This is a genomic window from Lentzea guizhouensis (genome assembly GCF_001701025.1).
In the GTDB taxonomy this organism is placed as follows: domain Bacteria; phylum Actinomycetota; class Actinomycetes; order Mycobacteriales; family Pseudonocardiaceae; genus Lentzea; species Lentzea guizhouensis.
In genome coordinates this window covers 6,209,641-6,231,624 of record NZ_CP016793.1, presented here as the reverse complement: position 1 = coordinate 6,231,624, position 21,984 = coordinate 6,209,641, and the positions used below count along the sequence as shown (strand labels likewise).

Sequence of the window (21,984 nt, the reverse complement as noted above, 5' to 3'; positions counted from 1 at the left end):
TTCACCCGCGGACGGACTTGCCGAAGATGCCGGGATACGAGCCGGGGATCGTCCACGCGGCCGGAATCCCGATCAGCGCCGCCTGCCTCCGGCTGACGCCACCGAGCACCACGTGGTCGAACCCGCTGGCGCGAGCCTCGCTCAGGCAGAGCTTCAGCAGCGAGGCGGTGATCATCGGGTGGCGGCCGCGGACGACCGGGCTCAGCGCGATCGACGACAGCATGCCGGTGCGCACGGTGTTGTAGCCGACGAAGCCCAGCAGGCACTCCCGTGGGTCCTGGGAGAAGCCACGCCGGGCGACGATCACACCGGAGACGGGGTCGTTGGCGAACGCACGCTGCATCTCCGACGCCCAGCCCAGGCCGTACTCGTCCCGGATCCACTCGACCAGCAGCAACTGCTCCGCTGCCTCGGGTCGCCGCACCTGGACCGGGAATCCGTCCAGCTCCAGGTCGACCACGGGTACCGGCAGGCTCGTTCCCCGCAGGTCGACGAGGATGTCGCCCCATTCGAGGCTCGGGTCGTCGCGCTCGGCCGCGCCGAGCCGTTCGCGCGGGTCGGGCAGCTCCCAGAAGGCGGTGCGCAGCTCGTCCGCGGCGAGCTGGACCATGGCGGTGTCGAGGAAGCCGTACGCGTAGCCGCGCCACCGGATCCGCCACAGCGCCGCGTGCAGCACCTCCCCGAGCAGTCGCGGGTCAGCCGCGGGGTCGAACCGGATCGGTCCCACCACGCCCCGGCCGGACGTGTTCAGCGCCGCTGACGCGACCGGTTTGTCGCCGGCCTCGAACAGCAGCAGCTCGCTGTCGGGGAATAGTGAGGCGGGCGTCGTGGCCGGTCCGAGCACCGACCAGTCGAAGGGCAGCGCCGCCTGCTCGGACGGGGGCACGGTCCTCGCGCGCCACTCACCCGTGCCGGCCAGGCTCGCGGGTGCGGAGGCGGGCAGGTCGTAGAGGCGGACCAGCACTCCCGGGATGATCTGCTCGCTCATCGTCCAGCCTCCTGGCCGGCGAGCTCGCGAGCGTCGACGTCAGCCGAGAGCCGCTCGAGCCACCAGTCGTAGGTCCTGCGCACGCCGTCGGCGAACGCGGTCGGCTCGGCGACCGGGCCGAGCACCTCGTCTTGGTGCAGGGTGCTGGCGAGGAACTCGGCGATCTCGTTGCGCCTGCGTGGGCGGTGCTCGATCTCGACACCCGGCTTGATCGACTGGATGAGCCGCGCGAGCGCGGACACGGTGTGCGACCGGCCGGACCCGACGTTGATCGTGCCCCCCGACGCCCCGGTGGGAACGGCGGCCAGCCGGACGAGGCGTTCGACCGTGTCGTCGACGTAGGAGAAGTCCCTGCGCTGAGCGCCGGTGCCCTCGATCGGCAGCCTGCCGTCCCGGATGGCGCTGCGGCACAGCGCGGGCACCACGGCGTCGGGGCGCTCGCCGGGGCCGTAGACGTTGAAGAACCGCACCACGGTGACCTCGGTGATCGACCGAGGCAGTTGCTGGTGACTGCGGGCGATCATCTCCAGTGCCACCTTCGACGACGCGTACGGCGAGCGGGGCGAAAGCGCCATGTCCTCGCGGTTGGGCAGGTGCGCGGCGCCGTACACCTCGCAGGTGCTGCCGACGAACACCTTCGGCACGCCCGCCCGCTCGCACAGGTCCAGCAGGTGGCGGCCCGAGTCGACGTTGTCCAGGTAGTCGAGCGGCCGGTCGAACGACTCCGGCACGTTCTTGTGCGAGGCCAGGTGGTAGACGACGTCGACGCCGCGGAGGTCGCCGGGGTCCATCTCGAGCACAGCCTTCGCCCGCAGCTCGCCCACGGTGCCGAGCAACGGCGTGACCCGCAGGTCGTCGACGACGACGACCTCGGAGCCGGCCTGCAGCAGCCTGGCGGCGAGGTGCCTGCCGATGAAACCGGCACCACCGGTGATCAGCACACGCTCCACGCGTGCCCCCATGAAGAACCCCCAAAATACGGAAACAGCGGCGCAAAATCAGGTACCACGAATACGGGACACGGCCGCGTATTCGGCAATCACGTTCCGCCCCGAAGACTAGCCATGGCCCGTTGACGCTTCATCGACCAGCGGATCGATGACCTGAAGCTGCCGACGAAGTCCTCGCCGGCGCGCGCCGAGGGCAACATCCTGTCAACTGGTTCACCGGTCGATTAGGGGCATGTTGCCCTCTGCTAGGAAGAAATGGGCCGCAACCGGCTGGTCGAAGCATGAATGCACACAGCCGTGTGCAACCCCTCGTCAATCATGCAGAATGGGAGTTCCGTGTGAAGAACACACTCATCCGTCGTGCTGCGCTGCCCGCGGTGCTGGCACTCGCGTTGGCCCCGCTGACCGCGGGCCTCGCCTCCGCCGCCGAAACGCGACTGGTGTTCGACTGCAAGGCCGCGTCGCCGGGCGGTGACGTGCTGTCGAAGTTCGAGCACACCGTCGACGGCAGCGCACCCGCGACCGTGGCGCCCGGTGGCGACCTCACCGCGACGCTCGTGGCCGCGAGCTCGACGACGGACCCGGACTCGGTCCAGCAGATCTCGAATCTGGTGTTCCGGGTTCCGTTGCCCGCCAACAGCAGCTACGTCTCGCACTCGTTGAGCGGTGGCTCCGGACTCGGCGACACTCCCCCGTCGACGAGCATCGGACCCGACGGCCTGCTGCTCACCGTTCCCGGCCCGATCGCGGGGGGAGCGTCGTTCACGCTTCCGACGTTCTCGGTCGTGCTGCGCGCGGGTGACGGAGGAACCGTCGAGACCAGGTTCGGCGGGTCCAGTCACACCGATCCCAGCCTCACCTTCGACGTGGTGGCCAAGACGCCGGACGGCGGGTCGCTGCCCCTGTCGAACTCCTGCTTCCTCGACCCCAACCCCGTGCTCACCACGACCCAGATCACCTCGTAACACCGAAAGCAGGCGGGTCGGGGGCCACCGGCACGGCCCCCGCCCTTCGGACGTCATCTACTCCAGGAGCGAATGCAATGACCGGGTACTCAGCGCCCGTGCGGGCGAGCGTGGACGTCACGTACGCCTGCGATCTGCGCTGCATCCACTGCCGCACCAACACCGGGGAGATCCCCGCGCACATCCGTCGCAAGATGCTGTCGATCAGCCAGCTCGAGGACGTGATGTACGAGCTCGACGAGATGGACACCTTCGAGATCACGCTCACCGGCGGCGAACCCACCCTCCGCAAGGGGTTCTGGGACCTCATCGACGTGGTACCGACGCTCAGGACGTCCACGGTCACACTCATCACGAACGCCGCAGCGCACTCCCGCGAGCAGATGGACAAGATCATCGAGTGCGGCATCGACGCCATCCGCGTGAGCATCGACGGCACCAGGGAGACGTTCGAGGCCGTCCGCCTCGTCGACGCGTTCGACAAGGTCATCGAGAACGCGTCCTACATGAACGAGCGCGTCTCCAGCTTCCGCGTGCTCACGACCGTCATGAAGACGAACCTGCACAACGTGTTCGACCTGACGGACTTCCTGCGGCGTGAGGGGTTCCGCCGGCAGAACTACATCCTCGTCCGGGCACACGGTCGCGGCGCGCGCAACCGGCTGCTGCTGACCGAGCAGGAGACCATGAAGCTCAACGAGCAGGTCGAGGAGTTCCGCAGGCGCGTGCCGGACGTCGAGTTCCACCTCGCGCTCAACGCCCCCTACCTGGTGCCCGGTCAGAAGAACGGCGAGAGCGAGGACGTCGTGATGTTCCCGTACCTCGTGCGCGACAGCAGCATCGCGATCTCCGCGACCGGCGACGTGACGATGAGCAGGCTCTACAGCTCCACGCCACTCGGGAACGTGAAGGACAAGTCCATCAAGGACATCTGGGTCGAGGCGCAGGAGCAGCTCGCCCAGGAGGTCGACGAGTACACCGAGGACGAGCTGCGCCAGATCTTCTGGGACTTCGCGGCGGCCGACCAGCGCGTTGCTGGATCGCCAGGTGTTCGAAGGGTTCGAGGTCCGATGAAGATCGTTCTTTCTGTCTCGGACCAGGCGTGGGGCGGCAAGCACCGCTACATGTTCTCCGTGGTCCGGGGTCTGCGCGCCGCGGGACACGCGGTGCACGTGGTCGCCGAGAGCGGCGGCCGGATGGCGAAGGCCTTGCACGCGGCGGAGATCCCGATCACCGAGGTGACGTCGTTCGCCGAGGACCCGGCGAGCGCGGTCGATGCCGTCCGCGCGGTCGTGCCGGATGCGCACGTGGTGTGTGCGACGGGACGCCACGACGCCGCTGTGCTGCACGAGGCGACGTCGCCCGCGCCGGAGAACCTGATGGTGATGCTGTTCCGCCACTCCGCGTACCCGTTGGAGGTCCACGGCTCCGCGCGGGCGTTCCTGCAACGCGCCGACCTGCTGATCGCCACGTCGCACGAGCAGGCCGAGCGGCAGTTCGGCGAGGAGTCCGTGCCGTACGGCTCGGTCGAGGTGATCCACAGCGGTGTGGACCGCCGGTTCCTCGACGAACTCGACGCGATCGACCACGCCGCGGCGAAGTCCGAGCTCGGCCTCGACCCCGGCCGCTCGACGTTCGCGGTGCTCGCGCGCCTGTCGCACGAAAAGGGCATCGACCGCGTTCTCCGCGCGCTCGCCGAGGTGGACGCGGACCTGGTGATCGCGGGCGAAGGTCCGATGCGGGCGGAGCTCGAAGACCTGGCCGCGGAGCTCGGCGTCGCCGGGCGGGTGACGTTCCTCGGGCACGTCGACGACGTCGGTCCGGTCATCGCGGCGAGCGACGTCGTCGTGCTGGCGAGCACGGTGCCGGAGACCGGCCCTCTCGCGGTGAAGGAGGCCATGGGCGCGGGCAAACCCGTCATCGCGTCGCGCGTTGGCGGCATCCCGGAGATCGTGACGGATCGGGTCGACGGGCTGCTGGTCGACGACGACGAGGGTCTCCTCGCGGCAATGCGCGAACTGGCGGCCGACCGCGGCCTCGCCGAGGCCATGGGCGCCAACGCGCGCCGGACGATCCTGACCGCGCACATGCTCGACGGCAAACTGCGCCACCTGCTGTTCGCGCTCGACCTGCAGGCGCTCAAGACGTTGCCGCTCGAGACCACGCTCCCCGAACTGTCCTGGGGCAAGGTGCAGTGGCGTGCCGAGGTCGACACCGGATTCGTCTTCGTGCCCAGGACGTCTGAGATCTCCGAGCTGCCCATGCGCACCTACGAGCACGTCAAGCGGGCGCTTGAGGCTGGTTCGCCGGCGGCGCTCGCCGACGACGGGCTCGTCTCACCGGAGGACACGGCCGCGCTGCTGTTCCGGATGGGCGCGCTCGTGCGGGTCGCGCCGGACGGGGTCGGCTGATCATGCGCGTGCTGATCACCGGCGGGGCCGGGTACATCGGGTCGTTCGTGGTGCGCGAGCTGAAGCAGCGCGACCACGAGATCCTCGTGTTCGACAACCTCAGCACCGGTCGTGGCCAGGCGGTGCCCGACGTGCCACTCGTCGTCGCGGACATCCGCGACCGCGCGGAGGTCGACCGGGCGGTCGGGCGGTTCCGGCCCGACGCGGTGATGCACTTCGCCGCGTTGAAGTCGCCGGCGGAGTCGATGCGGGAGCCGGGGCTGTACTACGACGTCAACGTCGTGGGTACCGCGAACCTGCTGTCTGCCGCCACCGCGCACGGCGTGCGCCGGTTCGTGTTCTCGTCTTCCTGCGCGGTCTACGGAACGCCGCAGGTCTGCCCGGTGGACGAGCGCGCGCCGCTGCGTCCGGAAAGTCCTTACGGTGAAACGAAAGTGGCGTGTGAACGCATGCTGGGGTGGATCGCGGGCTCGCACGGCATGGCGCACGCCAGCCTGCGGTACTTCAACGTCGCGGGCGCGGCCGAGGACGGGTCCCTCGGGGAGCACCTGCACGAGGGCACGAGCCAGCTGGTGCCGCGCGTGGTGATGTCCGCGCTCGGCATCGGACCGGAGTTCGCCATCGCGGGCGGCGACTACCCCACGCCCGACGGCACGGCGCTGCGGGACTACATCCACGTCGAGGATCTCGCCGAGGCGCACGTGCGGACGCTCGAAATGCTCGGCAGCACGCGGTTGAACGGCGTGTACAACCTCGGCCGGGGCAGCGCCGTGAGCGTGCTGGAAGTGGTGAACGAGGTGGAACGGGTCTCGGGCAAACCATTGGCGAAGCCGATCGGCACCCGCAGGCCGGGCGATCCGGCGGTGTCGTGGGCTGATGCCGCGCTGGCCGGACGTGTCCTCGGCTGGACGCCGAAACGAGACCTCACGGACATGGTGCGGTCCGCGTGGCTCTGGCACACGTCCGATGCCTCCGCACCCGCCTGACCATCCTCGGCGGACCACCGCATTCACGCCAACACCGGAAAGAGGGGGATTGCGCATGCGCGTCAACCACGAACGCCTGCAGCGCCGCATGGCTGAGCACGATCTCGCCGCCGTTGCCACGACGACCGCGGAGAACCTGACCTACCTGACGGGCGTGGAGAGCGTCCACCTCGGCATGTTCCCGCACAGCGGACGGGCGTTCGCAGTGCTCGGCCAGGACACGACGGCGGGAGCGGTGTTCGTCTGCGGGCGCTGCGAGGTGGACCAGTTCCTCGACGCGGACGAGAAGATCTCCGACGCCATCGGGTACGGGCCGTTCTACCGCGAGAAGTCCGCCGGCTACGAGCCAGATGATGACGAACGTCTGCTGTACCAGGTGTCGAGCGACTTCAGCTTCGACGACGCGCTCGCCGCGCTCGCCGATGCGGTGCGCAGGAAGTGTCCCGGCGGCGGCCGCGTCGCCGTCGACGAGGAAGGCGTGCCGGCGGGATTCATCACCTCGCTCGCCGAGTTGCTCCCCGGGTGCCGCATCGTGCCGGGCGCCGCGCACCTGCGGCACGTCCGCCAGGTGAAGACCGCACGGGAGCAGGACCTCATCGCCGCGGCGGCGGCCGTCGCCGAGAACGCGATCCTGGCGACCACGGCCATCATCGCCGAGGGCGTCACCGAACGGGACCTGGTCCGCGAGTTCAACCGCTCGGTCGTGGCGCAGGGCGGTACGCCGAAGTTCACGCTGATCAGGGTGGGCCGCAACGCCGTCGCGGGACAGCGCCGGCCCACCGACACGCGAGTCCACAAGGGACAGACGGTGTGGTTCGACGTCGGCGCGGTGGTCGACGGCTACTGGTGCGACATCGCCAGGGTGTGCTCGCTCGGCGAGCCGTCACCCCGCGTCGCCGCGCTCTACGCCGCGATGCTGGCGGGCGAGCAAGCGGCGCTCGACGTCGCACGGCCGGGCATGACCGGTGCGGAGCTGTTCACGACGACCGTTGACGCCGTGCGCGAGGCAGGGGTGCCGCACTACCACCGCAACCACGTCGGCCACGGCATCGGCGTGGAGGTGTACGACCCGGTGCTGATCCGGCCCGGCAGCACCGACGAGCTCGAACCCGGCACCGTCGTCAACATCGAGACGCCCTACTACGAGTTCGGTCTCGGCGCCGTGCACGTCGAGGATCCGTTCGTCGTCGAGGAGGACGGCAACCGCCTGCTCACCACGCTCAGCCGGGAGCTGATCATCGCCGGGGAGGGGCGATGATCCACGACAACGTGTTGTCGTCGTCCGGCGACACGCCCGTCGTCCGGCTGCGCACGCTGCTCCCCGGCGCCAACGTCCACGTGAAGCTGGAGGGCGCGAACCCGTCCGGCAGCATCAAAGACCGCACGGCGCTGCACATGGTGGAGCGCGCGGAGACCGCGGGACTGCGGCCGGGCAGCACGATCATCGAGTCCACCTCCGGCAACCTCGGCAAGTCGCTCGCGCTCATCGGTGCGGTCAAGGGGTATCCGGTCGTGCTGGTCGTCGACCCCAAGACGCCCAAGTCGGTGCTCAACTACGCGCGGGCGTTCGGCGCGCGGCTCGACGTGGTCTCCGAGGCGGACAGCAACGGCAGCTACCAGGCCGCCCGCGTGCGCCGGGTGCGCACGCTCGTCGAGCAGGTTCCCGGTGCGGTAACCCTCGACCAGTACAACAACCCCGACAACCCCCGCGCGCACACGGTGACCACCGCTCCTGAGATCGCCAAGGACTTCGACGCGCTCGACGCGCTGGTGGTCGCGGTCAGCACCGGCGGACACCTCAGCGGGGTCAGCTCGACGTTGAGGGAACACTTCCCCGCACTGCACGTCCGCGCGGTCGACGCGGCGGGCTCGTCGGCGTTCGGGCACCGGTTCGCGCCGTACCGGATCCGTGGCATCGGGCTGAGCTGGCCTCCGGGCAACCTGCGGCACGACCTGGTCGACTCGTTGCACCGGGTCGCCGACATCGAGGCGCTGTCGACGTGCCGGGTGCTCGCGAAGGCGGAGGGGTTGCTGCTCGGCGAGTCCAGCGGCGCGGTCGTCTTCGCGGCGCTCACCTACGCCATGCACCACCCCGGCCAGTCGGTGCTGGCCATCGCGCCTGACACGGGTGCGAACTACCTGCACGAGTCCTACGACGACGACTGGCTGCGGGACCACGGCACCGCGCCCGAACTGCTGTGGCACCGGCGCGACGAACTGCTGCACCACGCCCGCTCGCCCGCACACGAACCCGAGGCCGTGGCTGTCGCGGCCGAACGGAGTCCGAGTGATCGTGTCAAGCCGTAGCCGGCCGCGGCGCGATCGGTGTGAAAGTTCTGCCACTCCAGTGGACAATCCGCCACCACAGCGACAACTCCGCAGCGGATCCGAGTCCGCGGCCAGGGCGCCCGGCACGACGGAGCGGCCGTTCCCTGCGAGCCACCCGGTGGGTGCCACCCGATCAGCCACACCGCGCAGCCCCGGGCACCTGGGGCCTTCACTCCAGGCAACTACCACAACCTTGGGGATCAGCCGATGACCATCCGAACCGGTGTGGACTACCTCGCGGGGCTACGGGACGGCCGCGAGGTCTGGCTCGGCGGGCGGCGCGTCGACGACGCGCTGACCGAACCAGTGCTCGGCTCGACGGCGCGGACCGTGGCGCGTCTCTACGACCTGCAGCACGACCCCGAGCTGCGCGACGTCCTCACGTGCTCGCGCGACGGCGAGGCGCAGCCGTTGTCGCTTGTCGTGCCGCGCAACGGCGACGAGCTGCGCAGGCGGGGCACGGCGTTCAACGTCGCCGCGCAGGCCACGTTCGGCCTGCTCGGCCGCTCGCCCGACTTCGTGAACACGGCGGTGACGGCCTTCGGCTCGGCAGCGAGCTTCTTCGCCGGGGTCGATCCCCGGTTCGGGCGCAACATCAGGGACTTCCACGCGGAGTGCGTGCGCACCGACCGCTTTCTCGCGCACGCGACCATCAACCCGCCGCTGCACCGCGGCCGGTCGTCGAGCGAGCAGGACGACCCGTTCGTGCACCTGAAGATCGTGCGCCGGAAGTCCGACGGCATCATCGTGCGCGGGGCCAAGCTCATCGGCACGCTCGTGCCGATCGCGGACGAGATCGTGGTGTTCCCGCTGCCGAAGTACGCGCCCGGCGACGACGACTACACCGCGGCGTTCGCCATCCCGATCGCGACGCCAGGACTGCGCATCGTCTGCCGCGAACCGCTCGTCAACCCGGAACGGCTCGTCAGCAACCCACTGGCTCCGTACGAGGAGATCGACGCGACGTGCGTCTTCGACGACGTCTTCGTACCGTGGGAACGAGTCTTCTTCCACGGCGACGTCGACCTCGCCAACCGCCTTTACGACGCGACCACGGCCCGCCACCACACCGGGCACCACGGCATCGTGCGCGGAGTGGCCAAGGCGGAGCTGCTGGCCGGCATCGCGATCGCTCTCGCGGAGATGTCCGGCACCCGGACGTTCCTGCACGTGCAGGAGATGCTCGGCGACGTGCTCGGCTCACTCGAGCTCGCCAGGGCGGGCGTGCTGGCCGCGGAGGCAGGAGCATCCATGTCCCCATGGGACAGCTGGACGCCGGCGGTCGAACCGATCATGGCTCTGCGCTACCACTTCCCCCGCATGTGCGCACGCATGATCGAGGTCATCCAGCTGCTCGGCGGCGGCAGCCTGCTCAGCACACCGTCCGAGGAGGATCTGCGCAGCGAGCTGTGGCCGGGCATCGAACGCTTCTTCCGCGCCGGCGACGGCACTTCCGCCGAGTCGCGGGTCCGGCTGCTCAAGCTCGCGTGGGACGCGACCGGCAGCTCGTTCGGCCAGCGTCAGATGCAGTACGAGCGCTACCACTCCGGCGACCCGGTGCGTCTGGCGGCCGCCCAGTACCTCGGCTACGACACGTCAGGTCTGCTGGAGACCGTCAACCGGGCACTGCACCCGGTTCCCGCCGAGGTGTTCCCGTGACCGCGCTCGTCCTCGCGGGTGCGGCCACCCGTGTCTCCCGCTCCGGAGCCGTCGCCGCCGCCGTCTGCCGGGAGGTACGGCTGCGCGGCGGCGATGCCGTGCTGTGGGACCTGACAGCTCAGCCGTTGCCGCTGCTGGGTTCCGGTCCCTGCACCGCAGTCGACTCGCTGCGGCGTCTCGTGCAGGACGCGGACATGCTGGTGTGGGTGACGCCGTGCTATCACGGCAGCTACTCCGGGCTGCTCAAGAACTGCCTCGACCACCTGTCCACCGACGATCTGCGCGGCAAGCCGGTCGGCGTGGTCACCGTCGGTGCCTCGCTCGCGGCGATCACCGCGAGCGAGCACCTGCGGACCGTCGCCAGGGCGCTCGGGTGCGTCACGACGCCCACCCAGGTGGTCGTCACGGGGTCCGGGCACCACGACCCCGGCTTCGCGCCGGAGCACGAGCGGCTCGCGGACATGGTCGCCGAGTTGCGGGTGCTGACGTCAGCGACCCTCTCACTGCGACGCTCCGCCGGGTTGGACGTCCTCCCGCTCGCCGAATGACCGCTGCTGTGGCCTCCACGACCTGCAACGCCACGGCCGAACGGAGTCGACGCAGCAGCCGGAGAACGACGCTCGACCTGAGCCCGCCGAAGAACGAGGCCGGGCTCAGGTCGGCCGAAGGGCCACACGAAGTCGGGACCGCCGGCTAACCCACCAGGTGCGTGTACGGCCCCACCACGGCACCGGGAGAGATCGACGCCCCACGAGCCGTGGCGTCACTGAGCCGGGCCCCGGCCCCGACCACGGTGTCGGTCAGAGTGCAGTTGCGCCCCACCACGGCCCCAGCCCCGATGTGCGTGGCACCGCGCAGGTGCGTGTTGGGATGCAGAACGGCATCGGGCTCGTACGTCACCATCACGTCCAACCAGACCGCGAACGGATCCACGACCGTCACGCCGTCCCTCATGGCGGCGTCGACCAGCCGGTTGTTGAACACCCGCCAGGCCTCCGCCAGCTGCTTGCGGTCGTTGACCCCCATGATCTCCCGGTGGTCGCGGACCGGCCAGGCACCGACGCGCCGCCCGTCACCGCGCAGGATCTCGACCGCGTCGGTGAGGTACTCCTCGCCCTGGCTGTTGTCCGTGCGGATGCGCAGCAACGTCTCCGGGAGGAGCTTGGCGTCGAACGCGTACACCCCGGAGTTGACCTCGGTGATGGCGAGTTGCTCGGGAGTCGCGTCGCCGTGCTCCACGATGCCTGCGATCTCGCCTTGCGAACGGAGGATTCGCCCACTGGTACCCGGATCCGGCGTCACGGCGGTGAGCACCGTGACGGCGTTGCCATGACTGCGATGGGCGTCGACGAGCCCACGCAACGTATCCGCTGTGCACAATGGCGAGTCGCCGTTGAGCACGAGCACCGTGCCGTCGAGTGCGACGCCGGTGGCGACCAGTCCGTCGAGTCCGGTGCGGCAGGCGAGGCCGGTGCCGTTCACCACGTTGTCGTCGACGGTGAGCGTCTCCGGGTACGACTCCGCGAGGTAGCGCTTGATGTGCTCGCGCAGGACCCCGACCACGACTACCAGGTGTTCGGGGTCCAGCTCACGCGCGGCGGCGACGACGTGACCCAGCAGCGGACGCCCGCAGATGGCGTGCATGACCTTGGGCAGCACCGCGGACTTCATCCGCCGGCCGCCGCCGGCCGCGAGCACGACGACGGTGAGCTGGTCTTTCATCAGCGCACACCTTCCGACTGCGGGACCTCGAAGGACGGTGGCTGGAACCACACCTCGTCCACTCCGACGACGCTGCGTTCGATGCGGGCGCGGATGTCCGGATCGAGTTCCGGCAGCTCGTGCAGGCGGAACCAGCCGACCTCGACCGACTCGTCGTCGTGCACGTGCGCCTCGCCGTCGATCGGCGAGCAGCGGAACGTGAGCTCCAGGTACTGCGCGCGATCACCGTTCGAATAACGCCGCATCGGTGAGACGGTGATGCTCGTGAGACGTTCCACCCGCACCAGCACGCCGGTCTCCTCCCACACCTCGCGCACGATGCCGTCCGCCGGTTGCTCGCCGGGGTCGAGGATTCCGCAGATCAACGTCCACCTGCCGTTGTCCGCGCGGCGGTGCAGCAACACGCGGTCCTCGTCATCGACGACGACGCCGTTGACACCAGGCAGCCAGAGCAGATGATCGCTGCCGATGAGGTGGCGCAGTTTTGCGACATACGGTGGGATCGACATGGCGCAAACCTATTGTCGAGGGCGTGCGTTCCCGTGAAGCCGCGCCGATTCGCCAGCTTCATGCCGACCCGGCGACAACTTCCCAGGCGAGTTGGCAGGTTCCGGACGCACCCTCGTGCCAGGGCAGCCGGGCACCGCGCGGATCGGCAGGCTGGCGTCCTACCGTCCTCATCCACGAGGGAGCCGGCTCATGCAGGACACTGAGAAGTACCTGTTCGACCTCAACGGTTACTTGCTCGTGAAGAACGCGCTCAGCACGCAGGAGGTCCTGGCCCTGAACCGTGTCGTCGACCAGCACCGCATCGGCGAGTTGCTGGACTCGGCCCAGTACTTCCACACCGGCTTCCCCGGCGAGATGATCGGCAACCAGGACCCGTCAAAAGGGCCGGTCGACGTGGAGAACGGCAGCCTGCTCGACTGGGGGCCGGAGATCCGCGACTTGATCGACCATCCACGGATCATCCCGTACCTGCGGGAGCTGCTGCCACCAGGCTTCCGGCTCGACCACAGCTACGGCGTGTTCGCCCGCAAGGGCGCGCGCACACAGGTCGGTCTGGCGCTGCACCACGGCGGTACGCCGTACGTCCCGTCGCAGGCGTACCACTTCGCCGAAGGCAGGATGCACACCGGGCAGCTCGGCGTGTTCTTCGCACTCACCGCCGCCGCTCCGGACGCAGGCGGTTTCTGTGTGATCCCCGGCAGCCACAAGGCGAACTTCCCCCTACCCGACGCAATGCGCGGCGTCGGCGCGGGATGGCCGGTGCAGCAGGTGGCCGTGGAGCCCGGTGACGCGGTGATCTTCACCGAGGCCTCCACCCACGGCACCATGCCGTGGCGCGGAGAAAACGACCGCAAGGTGCTGTTCTTCAAGTACTGCCCCGGTCACGTGCAATGGGAGCCGGCGTCGCCCGGCGTGGTGGTGGACGACAGGTTCACCGAGCGCCAGCGGTCGATGTTGCGTGGCCCGTTCGCCAGCGGGCGGTCGGACTCCGGGCAAGTGTGATTGCTGGCGTTCGACAACAGACCGGTTGTGCGGACGCAACGTTGACGGGTCGCACACATGGCAGGACTCCGGGGCAACTCCGCGGCCTGGGTGGTTCTGGCGCTCACGCTTGAGAGGGAAGTCCTTGCTTGGCCCAGCCGCCCGACCCAGTGAGCGACCGGACCGAATCCCACGAACGGGTTCCTCAGCCTGCCGACCACGTCCTCGAAGGACAGTTCAGGTTCGTCAGGCCGGTCTGTCTCCTGTTGTGCCAGCATCACCCGGTAGTACCCCTGGAGATCAGCTTCGGTGGCGGGGGCGAGGCGCTCCTGGGCGCGCCGCAGGTCCGCAGCGCCCTCGCTGACACGGGATATGACCGGCTGTGCCGCTCTGACTGGCCTACCTGAGCACAATCAACACGTTCGAGCTACTGCGGCCGCTCCATGGCCGCCAACGATGGTCATGACACGGAGAACGAGCTGTCCAACGCCGTTGAGCGCACGTGACCCCCAGATACGGGTTCACGGCCACCTGACCTGCGAAAACGCGACGTTCCGCACAGCTAGACCCAGTAGGCACTTGTTCCAGCGCCCTGAGCGCAGTCGGTCACCGTCCCGAAGATCCACTTCTTGCTTGAGCAGCCGAGCACCTGCGCCTGTGACCCTCACACTGCAAGTCGGGTCGGGTCGCGCCTTTGTCGTGCAAGAACAGAGGAACCCAAGGCCAGCCGGTGCCGTTGGCCGCCGTTCAGCGCTGTTGAGTGCCATTGTGCGACGTTCCGCTCTAAGCCGATCCGCGGCAGCCGCGTGGTGGCGGACATCGCGATGCTGTGGGACTGGCAGTCCTGGTGGGCACAACGACTCGAGTGGCGACCGAGCCTCGACCTGGACGCCCGTGAGCGAGCCGAGGCGTGGTACGCCGCGGCCTACGACCGGCACCTCACGGTCGCCTTCGCTCATCCGGAGGCCGACCTGGGTCGCTACCCGCTGGTCGTCGCGCCGGCGCTGTACTCGATGACGGAAGCGGCGGGGGCCGGTCTCCGCCGCTTCGCCGAGGACGGCGGCACCCTGGTCGTGTCCTGCTTCTCCGGGATCGTGGACGAACGCGACACCATCCACGCAGGTCCGCATCCCGGCGCGCTGCACGACGTGCTGGGCTTGACCGTCGAGGAGTTCACGCCGTTGCGCTCCGGCCACGAGGTCCGCCTGGACAACGGAATGACGGGCACCGTGTGGTCAGAAGTCCTGGCCCTTCGCGGCGACGAGCAAGTCTGGTCCTACGTGGACGGTCCTGCGGCCGGTCTTCCCGCCGTCACCCGGCATTCCGTCGGACGCGGCAGCGCGTGGTACGTCTCCACCCGCCTGACAGCGGACGGCCTCGACGCCGTGCTGCGCGCCGCGATCTCACCCACCACGCTCACCCCGCGTGAGCTGCCCCGCGACGTCGAGGTGGTCGAGCGCGCCGGTCCGGAGGGCCGGTACGAGTTCGCGATCAACCACACCGATGACGACGTCGTCGACGTCGGCGAGCCCGCAGCCGAACTGCTCACCGGCGACGATGTCGTCGGTGTCCTCCACGTGCCCGCGGGCGAGGTCCGCGTCGTCTTCCGGCCGTGGTGACCGGGACGCAGCGGCGAGTCACACGCACCACTTCGAATCGAATTCGTCGAACCAGGTCGAACGCACGGATTCGAAGCGCCACAAGGGATTGACTCAGCTGATCGGCCCTGTCATGTTGGAAAGCGCTTTCCAACATCCTGCCGGACGCAGTGGGCGGATCAGCTGGCCTGGCCGCTCAAGACCGGAAGCGAGAAGATCTCATGTGCTCGAAGGCAAGTAGGATCAGGGCCGGTTTCCTTTCCGCCGTGCTCGCGGTTGCCGTGTCCGCGTCCTGTTTGGTCGGTCCGGCATCGGCCGGCACCACGGGCCAGCTGAACGCCTCGCAGATCGTTGCCGACATGGGTGCCGGCTGGAACCTGGGCAACCAGCTGGAAAGCACCATCGACGGAACTCCCGGCGAGACGGCGTGGGGCCAGCCCGTCATCACACAAGCCCTCATCGACAAGGTGAAGGCCGCCGGGTTCAAGACGATCCGGGTCCCGGTCTCCTACCTGCGGCACATCGGTTCAGGGCCGAACTACCCGATCAACCCCTCCTGGTTGAACAGGATCCAGCAGGTCGTCGACTACGCCTACGACCGCGGCATGCACGTGCTGATCAACATGCACGGCGACGGTTACAAGAACGTCGCCGGCTCCTGGCTGATCTGCGACTCGTCCTCCCAGACGACGATCAGGGCCAAGTACCAGAAAGCGTGGGAACAGATCGCGCGGAGGTTCCAGAACTACGACCAGCGCCTGATCCTGGAGTCGATGAACGAGAACTTCGACGGGCAGTTCGGCCGACCGACCCAGCCGTGCTACTCGAACATCAACAGTTACAACCAGATCTTCGTGGACACCGTCCGCAGGGCCGGTGGCAACAACAGTTCGCGATGGTTGCTCGTGCCCGGCTGGAACACGAACATCGACTACACCGCGGGGAACTACGGGTTCAAGCTGCCCACCGACCAGTTCCGATCCCCCTCGATCCCCGGCAGCGAGAAGCGAATCATGATCTCCGTCCACCACTACGCCCCGTGGGACTTCGCCGGGGAGGAGAACGGAACGATCACGCAGTGGGGACGAGGGTCGACCAACCCGTCCAGGAAGTCCACCTGGGGACAGGAGGACTACCTGGACTCGCAGCTGAAGCTGATGCGCGACACCTTCGTGACGAAGGGCTACCCCGTCGTCGTCGGTGAATACGGCTCGATCGACAAGTCGTCGTTCGACTCGTCGAACAACAGGTACCGCGCCGACTTCGCCCGCGCTGTGGTGACCACGTCGAAGAAGTACGGCGCCGCCACCATCTACTGGGACAACGGCCACAACGGCCAGTACGGGTTCGGGCTGTTCGACCGGAGGAGCTACGCGGTCACGCAGCAGGGCATCATCAACGCCATCATGAGCGGCCTTCGTTAGCCGGTACCGGAAGAACCGAGTTTGGAGATCGCCATGGTCACCCGCAGGACAGTGTTGTCCGGCGCAGCGGCCGCCGTCGCGGCGACGGCGGTGGGCACGGGAAGTGCCCGCGCAGACGAAACCATCACCATCAACCCAGGCCCCGACCACGGCACGTGGGAAGGCTGGGGAACCTCGCTCGCCTGGTGGGCCAACGTGTTCGGCGACCGCGACGACTTCGCGGACCTGTGGTTCACCACCAAGAACGTCGTCTACAACGGACAGTCGCTGCCCGGCCTGGGGATGAACATCGCGCGGTACAACCTCGGCGCCTGCAGCTGGAACTCGGTCGACGGCGAGACCATGGTCGCCTCGCCGAACATCCCGCGATTCAAGCAGATCGAGACCTACTGGCAGGATTGGCGCAACACCGATCCCACCTCGTCGGCGTGGAACTGGACCGCCGACGCCAAGCAGCGAGCGGCGGTGGTCAAAGCCGCGGCGCGCGGTGCGATGACAGAGCTCTTCTCCAACTCCCCCGCGTGGTGGATGTGCATCAACCACAACCCCTCCGGCGCCGCCAACGCCTCGGCCGACAACCTGCAGTCGTGGAACCACCGCAACCACGGCGTCCACCTGGCCGAGGTGGCCCGGCACTTCCGCGACCACTGGGGCGTCACGTTCCGCACGATCTCCCCGTTCAACGAACCGGCGTCGAACTACTGGTCCGCGACGGGCAGGCAGGAGGGCTGCCACTTCGATCCGGCCACCCAGCGCACCGTGCTGAGGTACCTGCGTGAGGAGATGAACAACCGCGGCCTGTCCGGCATGCGCATCGCCGCGTCGGACGAGACCAGCTACGACGCCGCACACAGCACGTGGACCTCCTTCGACGCCGCCACGAAGTCCGTCGTGAACCAGATCAACGTCCACGGCTACCAGGGTTCGGGCGGACGGCGTGACCTCGTCCACGGCGACGCGCGGCCGGCGGGCAAGGTCCTGTGGAACTCCGAGTACGGCGACAGGGACGGCACGGGGCTCTCGATGGCGAGCAACCTCTGCCTGGACTGGCGCTGGCTGCACCCGACGGCGTGGTGCTACTGGCAGGTGATGGACCCGACGCCGGTCTGGGCGTTGATCGACTACAACGCGGACACGCTGCGGGCCGGCTCCGTGCAGAACAAGCTGTACGTGCTCGCGCAGTTCACCCGCCACATCCGGCCGGGCATGCGCATCATCTCGGCTTCCACCGGAAACGCCGCCGCCGCCTACGATCCGTCGTCCCACCGCCTCGTCGTCGTGGGCGTCAACACCGCCACGTCGGCACAGACGATCACGTTCGACCTGTCCCGGTTCGGCACCCTGCCGACCGGCCTGATCACCCGCTGGTCCACCTCGACGACCAGCGGCAGCGACCGCTACATCCAGCGCACCGACGTCCGGCTCTCCGGGAACCAGCTTCGGGTCCCGTTCGCCGCAGGCCAGGTGCAGACCTTTCAGCTCGACGGCGTGTCAGCCTGAGCAGGCGTGCACCGCGCCGTCGCGGCAATCGACATCTTTCGACTCACCTCTCGGAGGTCGACCATGTTCTCGAACAGACGTACCACACGGCTGGCCGCCGGCATCGTGGCCTTGGCCTTGGCCGGCAACGGGCTTGTCACCTCAGCGGCTTCGGCCGCGGCGACGCGTCATGAAGCGGAAAGCGCACCGGCCACCTGCGACGGTGCCGTCGAGTCCAACCACGCCGGCTACTCCGGCAGCGGGTTCTGCAACGGCGGCAACGCGGTCGGCGCGGCGGTGCAGTTCACCGCGACCGCCTTCGCCGCCGGTGCAGCGACCGTCGCCGTCCGGTACGCCAACGGCGGAGCCACCGGCCGTCCCGCCGACCTGCTGGTCAACGGCGCGGTCGCCCACACGGGGATCACGTTCGAGCCGACGGGGGCCTGGACGGCGTGGAGCACGAAGACGCTCACCGTGCCGGTGAACACCGGCACGAACACACTTCGGCTGAGCCCCTCCACCGCCGACGGCCTGGCGAACATCGACTACCTCGACTTCGAGGCCGGCGGCACCCCGCCGACCGAGGGGAGGCAGGTGGAAGACCTCGACCGGGGCCTGGTCAGCGTGCGTTCCGGATCCGGCAACCTGGTCTCGTGGCGGCTGTTCGGAACCGAGCCGGCCTCGACCGGGTTCAACGTGTACCGCGGCACCACGAAACTGAACGCTTCGCCGATCACCAACTCCACGAACTTCCTGGACTCGGGGGCGTCCGCGGACGCCGGGTACACGGTCCGCGCGGTCAGGGACGGGGTGGAGCAGGAGCCGTCCACGCCGTCTCTGCGCTTCACCGGAGGCAACTACCTGGACGTCCCGATCTCCCGGCCGGGCAGCAACTACACTGCCGGTGACGCGAGTGTCGGTGACGCGGATGGCGACGGCCAGTACGAGATCTTCCTCAAGTGGGATCCCAGCGACCAGAAGGACAACTCGCAGTCCGGTCGCACCAGCAGCGTCTACATCGACGCGTACAGGCTCAACGGACAGCGGCTGTGGCGGATCGATCTCGGCCGCAACATCCGCGCCGGTGCGCACTACACCCAGTTCCAGGTGTACGACTACGACGGAGACGGCCGGGCGGAACTGGCGGTCAAGACCGGTGACGGCACGGTTTCGGGCACCGGACAGGTGATCGGCAACGCCGGGGCCGACCATCGCAACTCCTCCGGCTACATCATCACCGGGCCCGAATACCTGACGGTGTTCAACGGTCTCACCGGCGCCGTCATGTCCACGGTGCCCTTCGACCCTGCCCGCGGCAACATCTGCGACTGGGGTGACTGCAACGGCAACCGCGGCGACCGGTTCCTCGCGGGCACGGCCTACCTGGACGGGAAGCGGCCCAGCATCATCATGGGCCGGGGCTACTACGAGAAGAGCGCGATCGCGGCGTGGGACTTCCGCGACGGCCGGCTCACCCGGCGCTGGAAGTTCGACTCCGGCACCGCGGGCAGGCAGTGGACAGGACGGGGCACTCATTCCCTGTCCGTCGCGGACGTCGACGGCAACGGCACCGACGAGATCATCTACGGCGGCATGACCATCAACTCCGACGGCACCGGCCGCTACACCACGAACTTCTACGCCCACGGCGATGCGTTGCACGTGAGCGACTTCGTGCCGAGCCGCCCAGGTCAGGAGATCTGGCAGATCCACGAGCAGAGCTCCGGCGCCGCCGCGACCCTGCGAGACGCCCGCACCGGTGCCGTCATCATGCAGAAGAACAACACCTGCAACTGCGAGGGCCCGGCTCGTGGCGTGGCCGGAGACGTGTACGCAGGCAACCCCGGCGCGGAGTTCTGGGGCAAGGGAACCGGTTTGACGAGCGCGTTCAACTCATCCGGCGGCAGCGTCGGACGAGCGCCCGCCAGCGCGAACTTCCTCGCCTGGTGGGACGCCGACCCGGTGCGTGAGCTGCTCGACGGCAACCACGTGGACAAATACGGCCCCAACGGCGACACCCGGCTGCTGACCGGTTCCGGTGCGCATTCCATCAATGGCACCAAGGCCACCCCGTCGCTGTCCGGTGACCTGTTCGGTGACTGGCGCGAGGAAGTCATCCTGCCCCGCGACGACAACGCCGCCCTGCGCATCTACGCCACCACGACGCAGACCGATCGGCGGATCCACACCCTGCTGCACGACCCCCAGTACCGCGTCGCCATCGCGTGGCAGAACACCGCCTACAACCAGCCGCCACATCCGAGTTTCTTCCTCGGCAACGGCATGAGCACGCCGCCACAACCGAACATCCACGTCCGCTGAACCCGGCGGTCAGGCGGGCCGGCGGCACGGACCCGGCTCGTCTGACCGCGGCCAAGTCGCTCGCCGCCAGCACCTCACCACCGCTGCTGGGAGTCATCGTGCCGATGCAACGACGTTCCTTCCTGAGGCTGAGCGCGGTCGCCGCGGCGACCGCGGGTAGCGCGACCCTCCTCGGTACCGGCCTGGCCGGTGCCGCCCCCACCTGGTCTCTGGGGACCGCACCGACCACGCCTTTCGCCGTCGGTGTGCGCCAGTACAGCTGGACGCGCGGCAGCCGCCGGATCAACACCTACGTCTACTACCCGGCCACCCGAGGAGAACCCGCGGTGGGGACATCGACGGATCCAAGGCGAGTCAGCCCGTCTCGGCCACCCGATCGCCGCCTCAACGGTCCGGGAAATCCTGAACGCTGCAGGCATCGACCCGGCGCCACGTCGCTGCGGCCCCACCTGGCGCGAGTTCCTCACAGCCCAAGCCGTAGGAATCATCGCCACGGACTTCTTCCACATCGACACAGCGCTCGGCAAGCGCCTGTACGCGTTGGCGTTCCTCCAACATGACACCAGACGTCTGCTCATCACCGGCGTCCACCATTCATCCGACGCGCGACTGGACTGTGCAGCAAGCCAGGAACCGGTGTGCTGACCAACGTCCAAGCATGCGGGCCGACCCGCACCACCAGACCTGTGTCCACCGAATGAGCTCGCGCCCCGGCGCTGACACCCACTGTCGCCGGTGGGCGAAGTGGCACGCGGCACGGTTGTAAGACTGCTCGCGGTCGGACCTACGGTCATCCTCGGTTACTGTTGCGCGCGTGCTCACCCATACCGATCCAGAGCGTCTGTCGGCAGTCCGCCGCTACCACATCTTGGACGCGCCCGCCGACGGCAGCTTCGACAACGTCGCCCGTGTGGCCGCGCAGGTCTTCGGCACACCGATCGCGACCGTGACGATCGTCGACGTCGACCGCGTGTGGTTCGCTGCCTGCCACGGTCTGTCGGGCGTCACCCAGATCGGCACCGAGCCCGGTCTGTGCGCCTCGGCCGTGTTGCAGGACGGCGTGTACGTGGTGAACGACGGCGCGGTCGACCCCCGCACCCTCGACCACCCGCTGGTGCGCAGCGAGCTGGGCCTGCGCTTCTACGCCGCCGCGCCGATCACCACCGGCGACGGCCACCGGCTGGGCACGGTCAACGTGATCGACCGCGAACCCCGCGAAGTCACCGACACCCAGGCCGCGACACTCACCGCACTGGCCGGAATCGTCGCCGACCAGCTGGAGCTGCGTCTGGCCGCCATCCAAGCGGTGCGCGCGGAACGCGGCCTGGACCAGATCCCCGGCCCCCGCACCACCGCGTCAGCCAAGTTGGCGGGCCAGCTGCGGCACCTCGCCGCCAACCACCTCGACGGCGAGCACCCCCAGGTGTGCGAGCTCGGCTTGTCGGGCCCGTGCGACGAGCCCGTGGAGGTCAAGATCGCCGACCCATGGGGAGACTCGGCATGGGCGTGCATCCGGCACGCCGAAGACATCGTCATCAACGAGCGGTCGACGTTCATCGCCGACGAGAAACTCAACGGGCTGGAGCGCTACCTGCGGCGCGCGGAGGGCAGCAACACCCGACCCGCAGGCACGTCCTGATACATCGACCACGAACTTTCAT

General features: G+C 68.7%; 17 protein-coding genes. 13 read left to right on the top strand and 4 right to left on the bottom strand.

Annotated elements, in window-relative coordinates:
• Nucleotide 1: 1 nt before the first annotated feature.
• On the bottom strand, nt 2-988 hold the full coding sequence (locus tag BBK82_RS30520) for a GNAT family N-acetyltransferase (protein ID WP_065918075.1): 987 nt from the start codon (nt 986-988) through the stop codon (nt 2-4).
• Nucleotides 985-1,938, bottom strand: coding sequence for an NAD-dependent epimerase/dehydratase family protein (locus BBK82_RS30515; RefSeq protein WP_237047666.1), 954 nt, complete (start codon nt 1,936-1,938; stop codon nt 985-987). The genes BBK82_RS30520 and BBK82_RS30515 overlap by 4 nt, the downstream gene beginning before the upstream one ends.
• A 338-nt stretch (nt 1,939-2,276) precedes the next feature.
• Between BBK82_RS30515 and BBK82_RS30510 the strand changes: the two genes are divergently transcribed.
• The 7 genes from BBK82_RS30510 (at nt 2,277) to BBK82_RS30475 (ending at nt 10,835) form a co-directional block, all read left to right on the top strand.
• Nucleotides 2,277-2,903, top strand: coding sequence for a hypothetical protein (locus BBK82_RS30510; protein WP_083268249.1), 627 nt, complete (start codon nt 2,277-2,279; stop codon nt 2,901-2,903).
• Nucleotides 2,904-2,980: 77 nt separating this feature from the next.
• Complete coding sequence (locus BBK82_RS52875; protein WP_218920371.1) at nt 2,981-5,314, top strand: glycosyltransferase; 2,334 nt, start codon at nt 2,981-2,983, stop codon at nt 5,312-5,314.
• Nucleotides 5,315-5,316: 2 nt separating this feature from the next.
• Nucleotides 5,317-6,300 carry a UDP-glucose 4-epimerase GalE gene (gene galE, locus BBK82_RS30495; RefSeq protein ID WP_065918072.1) on the top strand — a complete coding sequence of 328 codons (984 nt, stop codon included), beginning with the start codon at nt 5,317-5,319 and terminating at the stop codon, nt 6,298-6,300.
• 55 nt (nt 6,301-6,355) lie between these two features.
• A complete protein-coding gene (locus BBK82_RS30490; RefSeq protein ID WP_065918071.1) occupies nt 6,356-7,558 on the top strand; it encodes a M24 family metallopeptidase in 1,203 nt (400 codons plus the stop codon).
• A complete protein-coding gene (locus BBK82_RS30485; protein WP_065918070.1) occupies nt 7,555-8,607 on the top strand; it encodes a PLP-dependent cysteine synthase family protein in 1,053 nt (350 codons plus the stop codon). Before BBK82_RS30490 ends, BBK82_RS30485 begins: the two co-directional genes overlap by 4 nt.
• Nucleotides 8,608-8,835: 228 nt before the next feature.
• On the top strand, nt 8,836-10,287 hold the full coding sequence (locus BBK82_RS30480) for a 4-hydroxyphenylacetate 3-hydroxylase family protein (protein ID WP_065918069.1): 1,452 nt from the start codon (nt 8,836-8,838) through the stop codon (nt 10,285-10,287).
• Entirely contained in the window at nt 10,284-10,835 is a 552-nt protein-coding gene (locus BBK82_RS30475) for an NADPH-dependent FMN reductase (RefSeq protein ID WP_065918068.1), read from the top strand. The genes BBK82_RS30480 and BBK82_RS30475 overlap by 4 nt, the downstream gene beginning before the upstream one ends.
• Nucleotides 10,836-10,980: 145 nt before the next feature.
• Here BBK82_RS30475 and BBK82_RS30470 read toward each other — a convergent pair whose 3' ends face one another.
• Together BBK82_RS30470 and BBK82_RS30465 are read right to left on the bottom strand one after the other, a co-directional pair.
• On the bottom strand, nt 10,981-12,009 hold the full coding sequence (locus BBK82_RS30470) for an NTP transferase domain-containing protein (RefSeq protein ID WP_065918067.1): 1,029 nt from the start codon (nt 12,007-12,009) through the stop codon (nt 10,981-10,983).
• Nucleotides 12,009-12,518 carry an NUDIX hydrolase gene (locus BBK82_RS30465; RefSeq protein ID WP_065918066.1) on the bottom strand — a complete coding sequence of 170 codons (510 nt, stop codon included), beginning with the start codon at nt 12,516-12,518 and terminating at the stop codon, nt 12,009-12,011. The genes BBK82_RS30470 and BBK82_RS30465 overlap by 1 nt, the downstream gene beginning before the upstream one ends.
• A 190-nt stretch (nt 12,519-12,708) precedes the next feature.
• Here BBK82_RS30465 and BBK82_RS30460 point away from each other — a divergent pair, with 190 nt between their 5' ends.
• The 6 genes from BBK82_RS30460 (at nt 12,709) to BBK82_RS30430 (ending at nt 21,962) form a co-directional block, all read left to right on the top strand.
• Nucleotides 12,709-13,521, top strand: a complete 813-nt coding sequence (locus BBK82_RS30460) for a phytanoyl-CoA dioxygenase family protein (RefSeq protein WP_065918065.1) — start codon at nt 12,709-12,711, stop codon at nt 13,519-13,521.
• A gap of 788 nt (nt 13,522-14,309) precedes the next feature.
• Nucleotides 14,310-15,119, top strand: coding sequence for a beta-galactosidase (locus BBK82_RS30450; protein WP_218920370.1), 810 nt, complete (start codon nt 14,310-14,312; stop codon nt 15,117-15,119).
• A gap of 245 nt (nt 15,120-15,364) precedes the next feature.
• Entirely contained in the window at nt 15,365-16,522 is a 1,158-nt protein-coding gene (locus tag BBK82_RS30445; RefSeq protein ID WP_237047665.1) for a glycoside hydrolase family 5 protein, read from the top strand.
• A gap of 33 nt (nt 16,523-16,555) precedes the next feature.
• Nucleotides 16,556-18,022, top strand: coding sequence for a glycoside hydrolase (locus BBK82_RS30440; RefSeq protein WP_065921471.1), 1,467 nt, complete (start codon nt 16,556-16,558; stop codon nt 18,020-18,022).
• 63 nt (nt 18,023-18,085) lie between these two features.
• Complete coding sequence (locus BBK82_RS30435) at nt 18,086-20,323, top strand: rhamnogalacturonan lyase family protein (RefSeq protein ID WP_065918061.1); 2,238 nt, start codon at nt 18,086-18,088, stop codon at nt 20,321-20,323.
• Nucleotides 20,324-21,137: 814 nt separating this feature from the next.
• Nucleotides 21,138-21,962 (top strand): GAF domain-containing protein, encoded by an 825-nt coding sequence (locus BBK82_RS30430; protein ID WP_218920369.1) that lies wholly within the window; start codon nt 21,138-21,140, stop codon nt 21,960-21,962.
• Nucleotides 21,963-21,984: the final 22 nt, after the last annotated feature.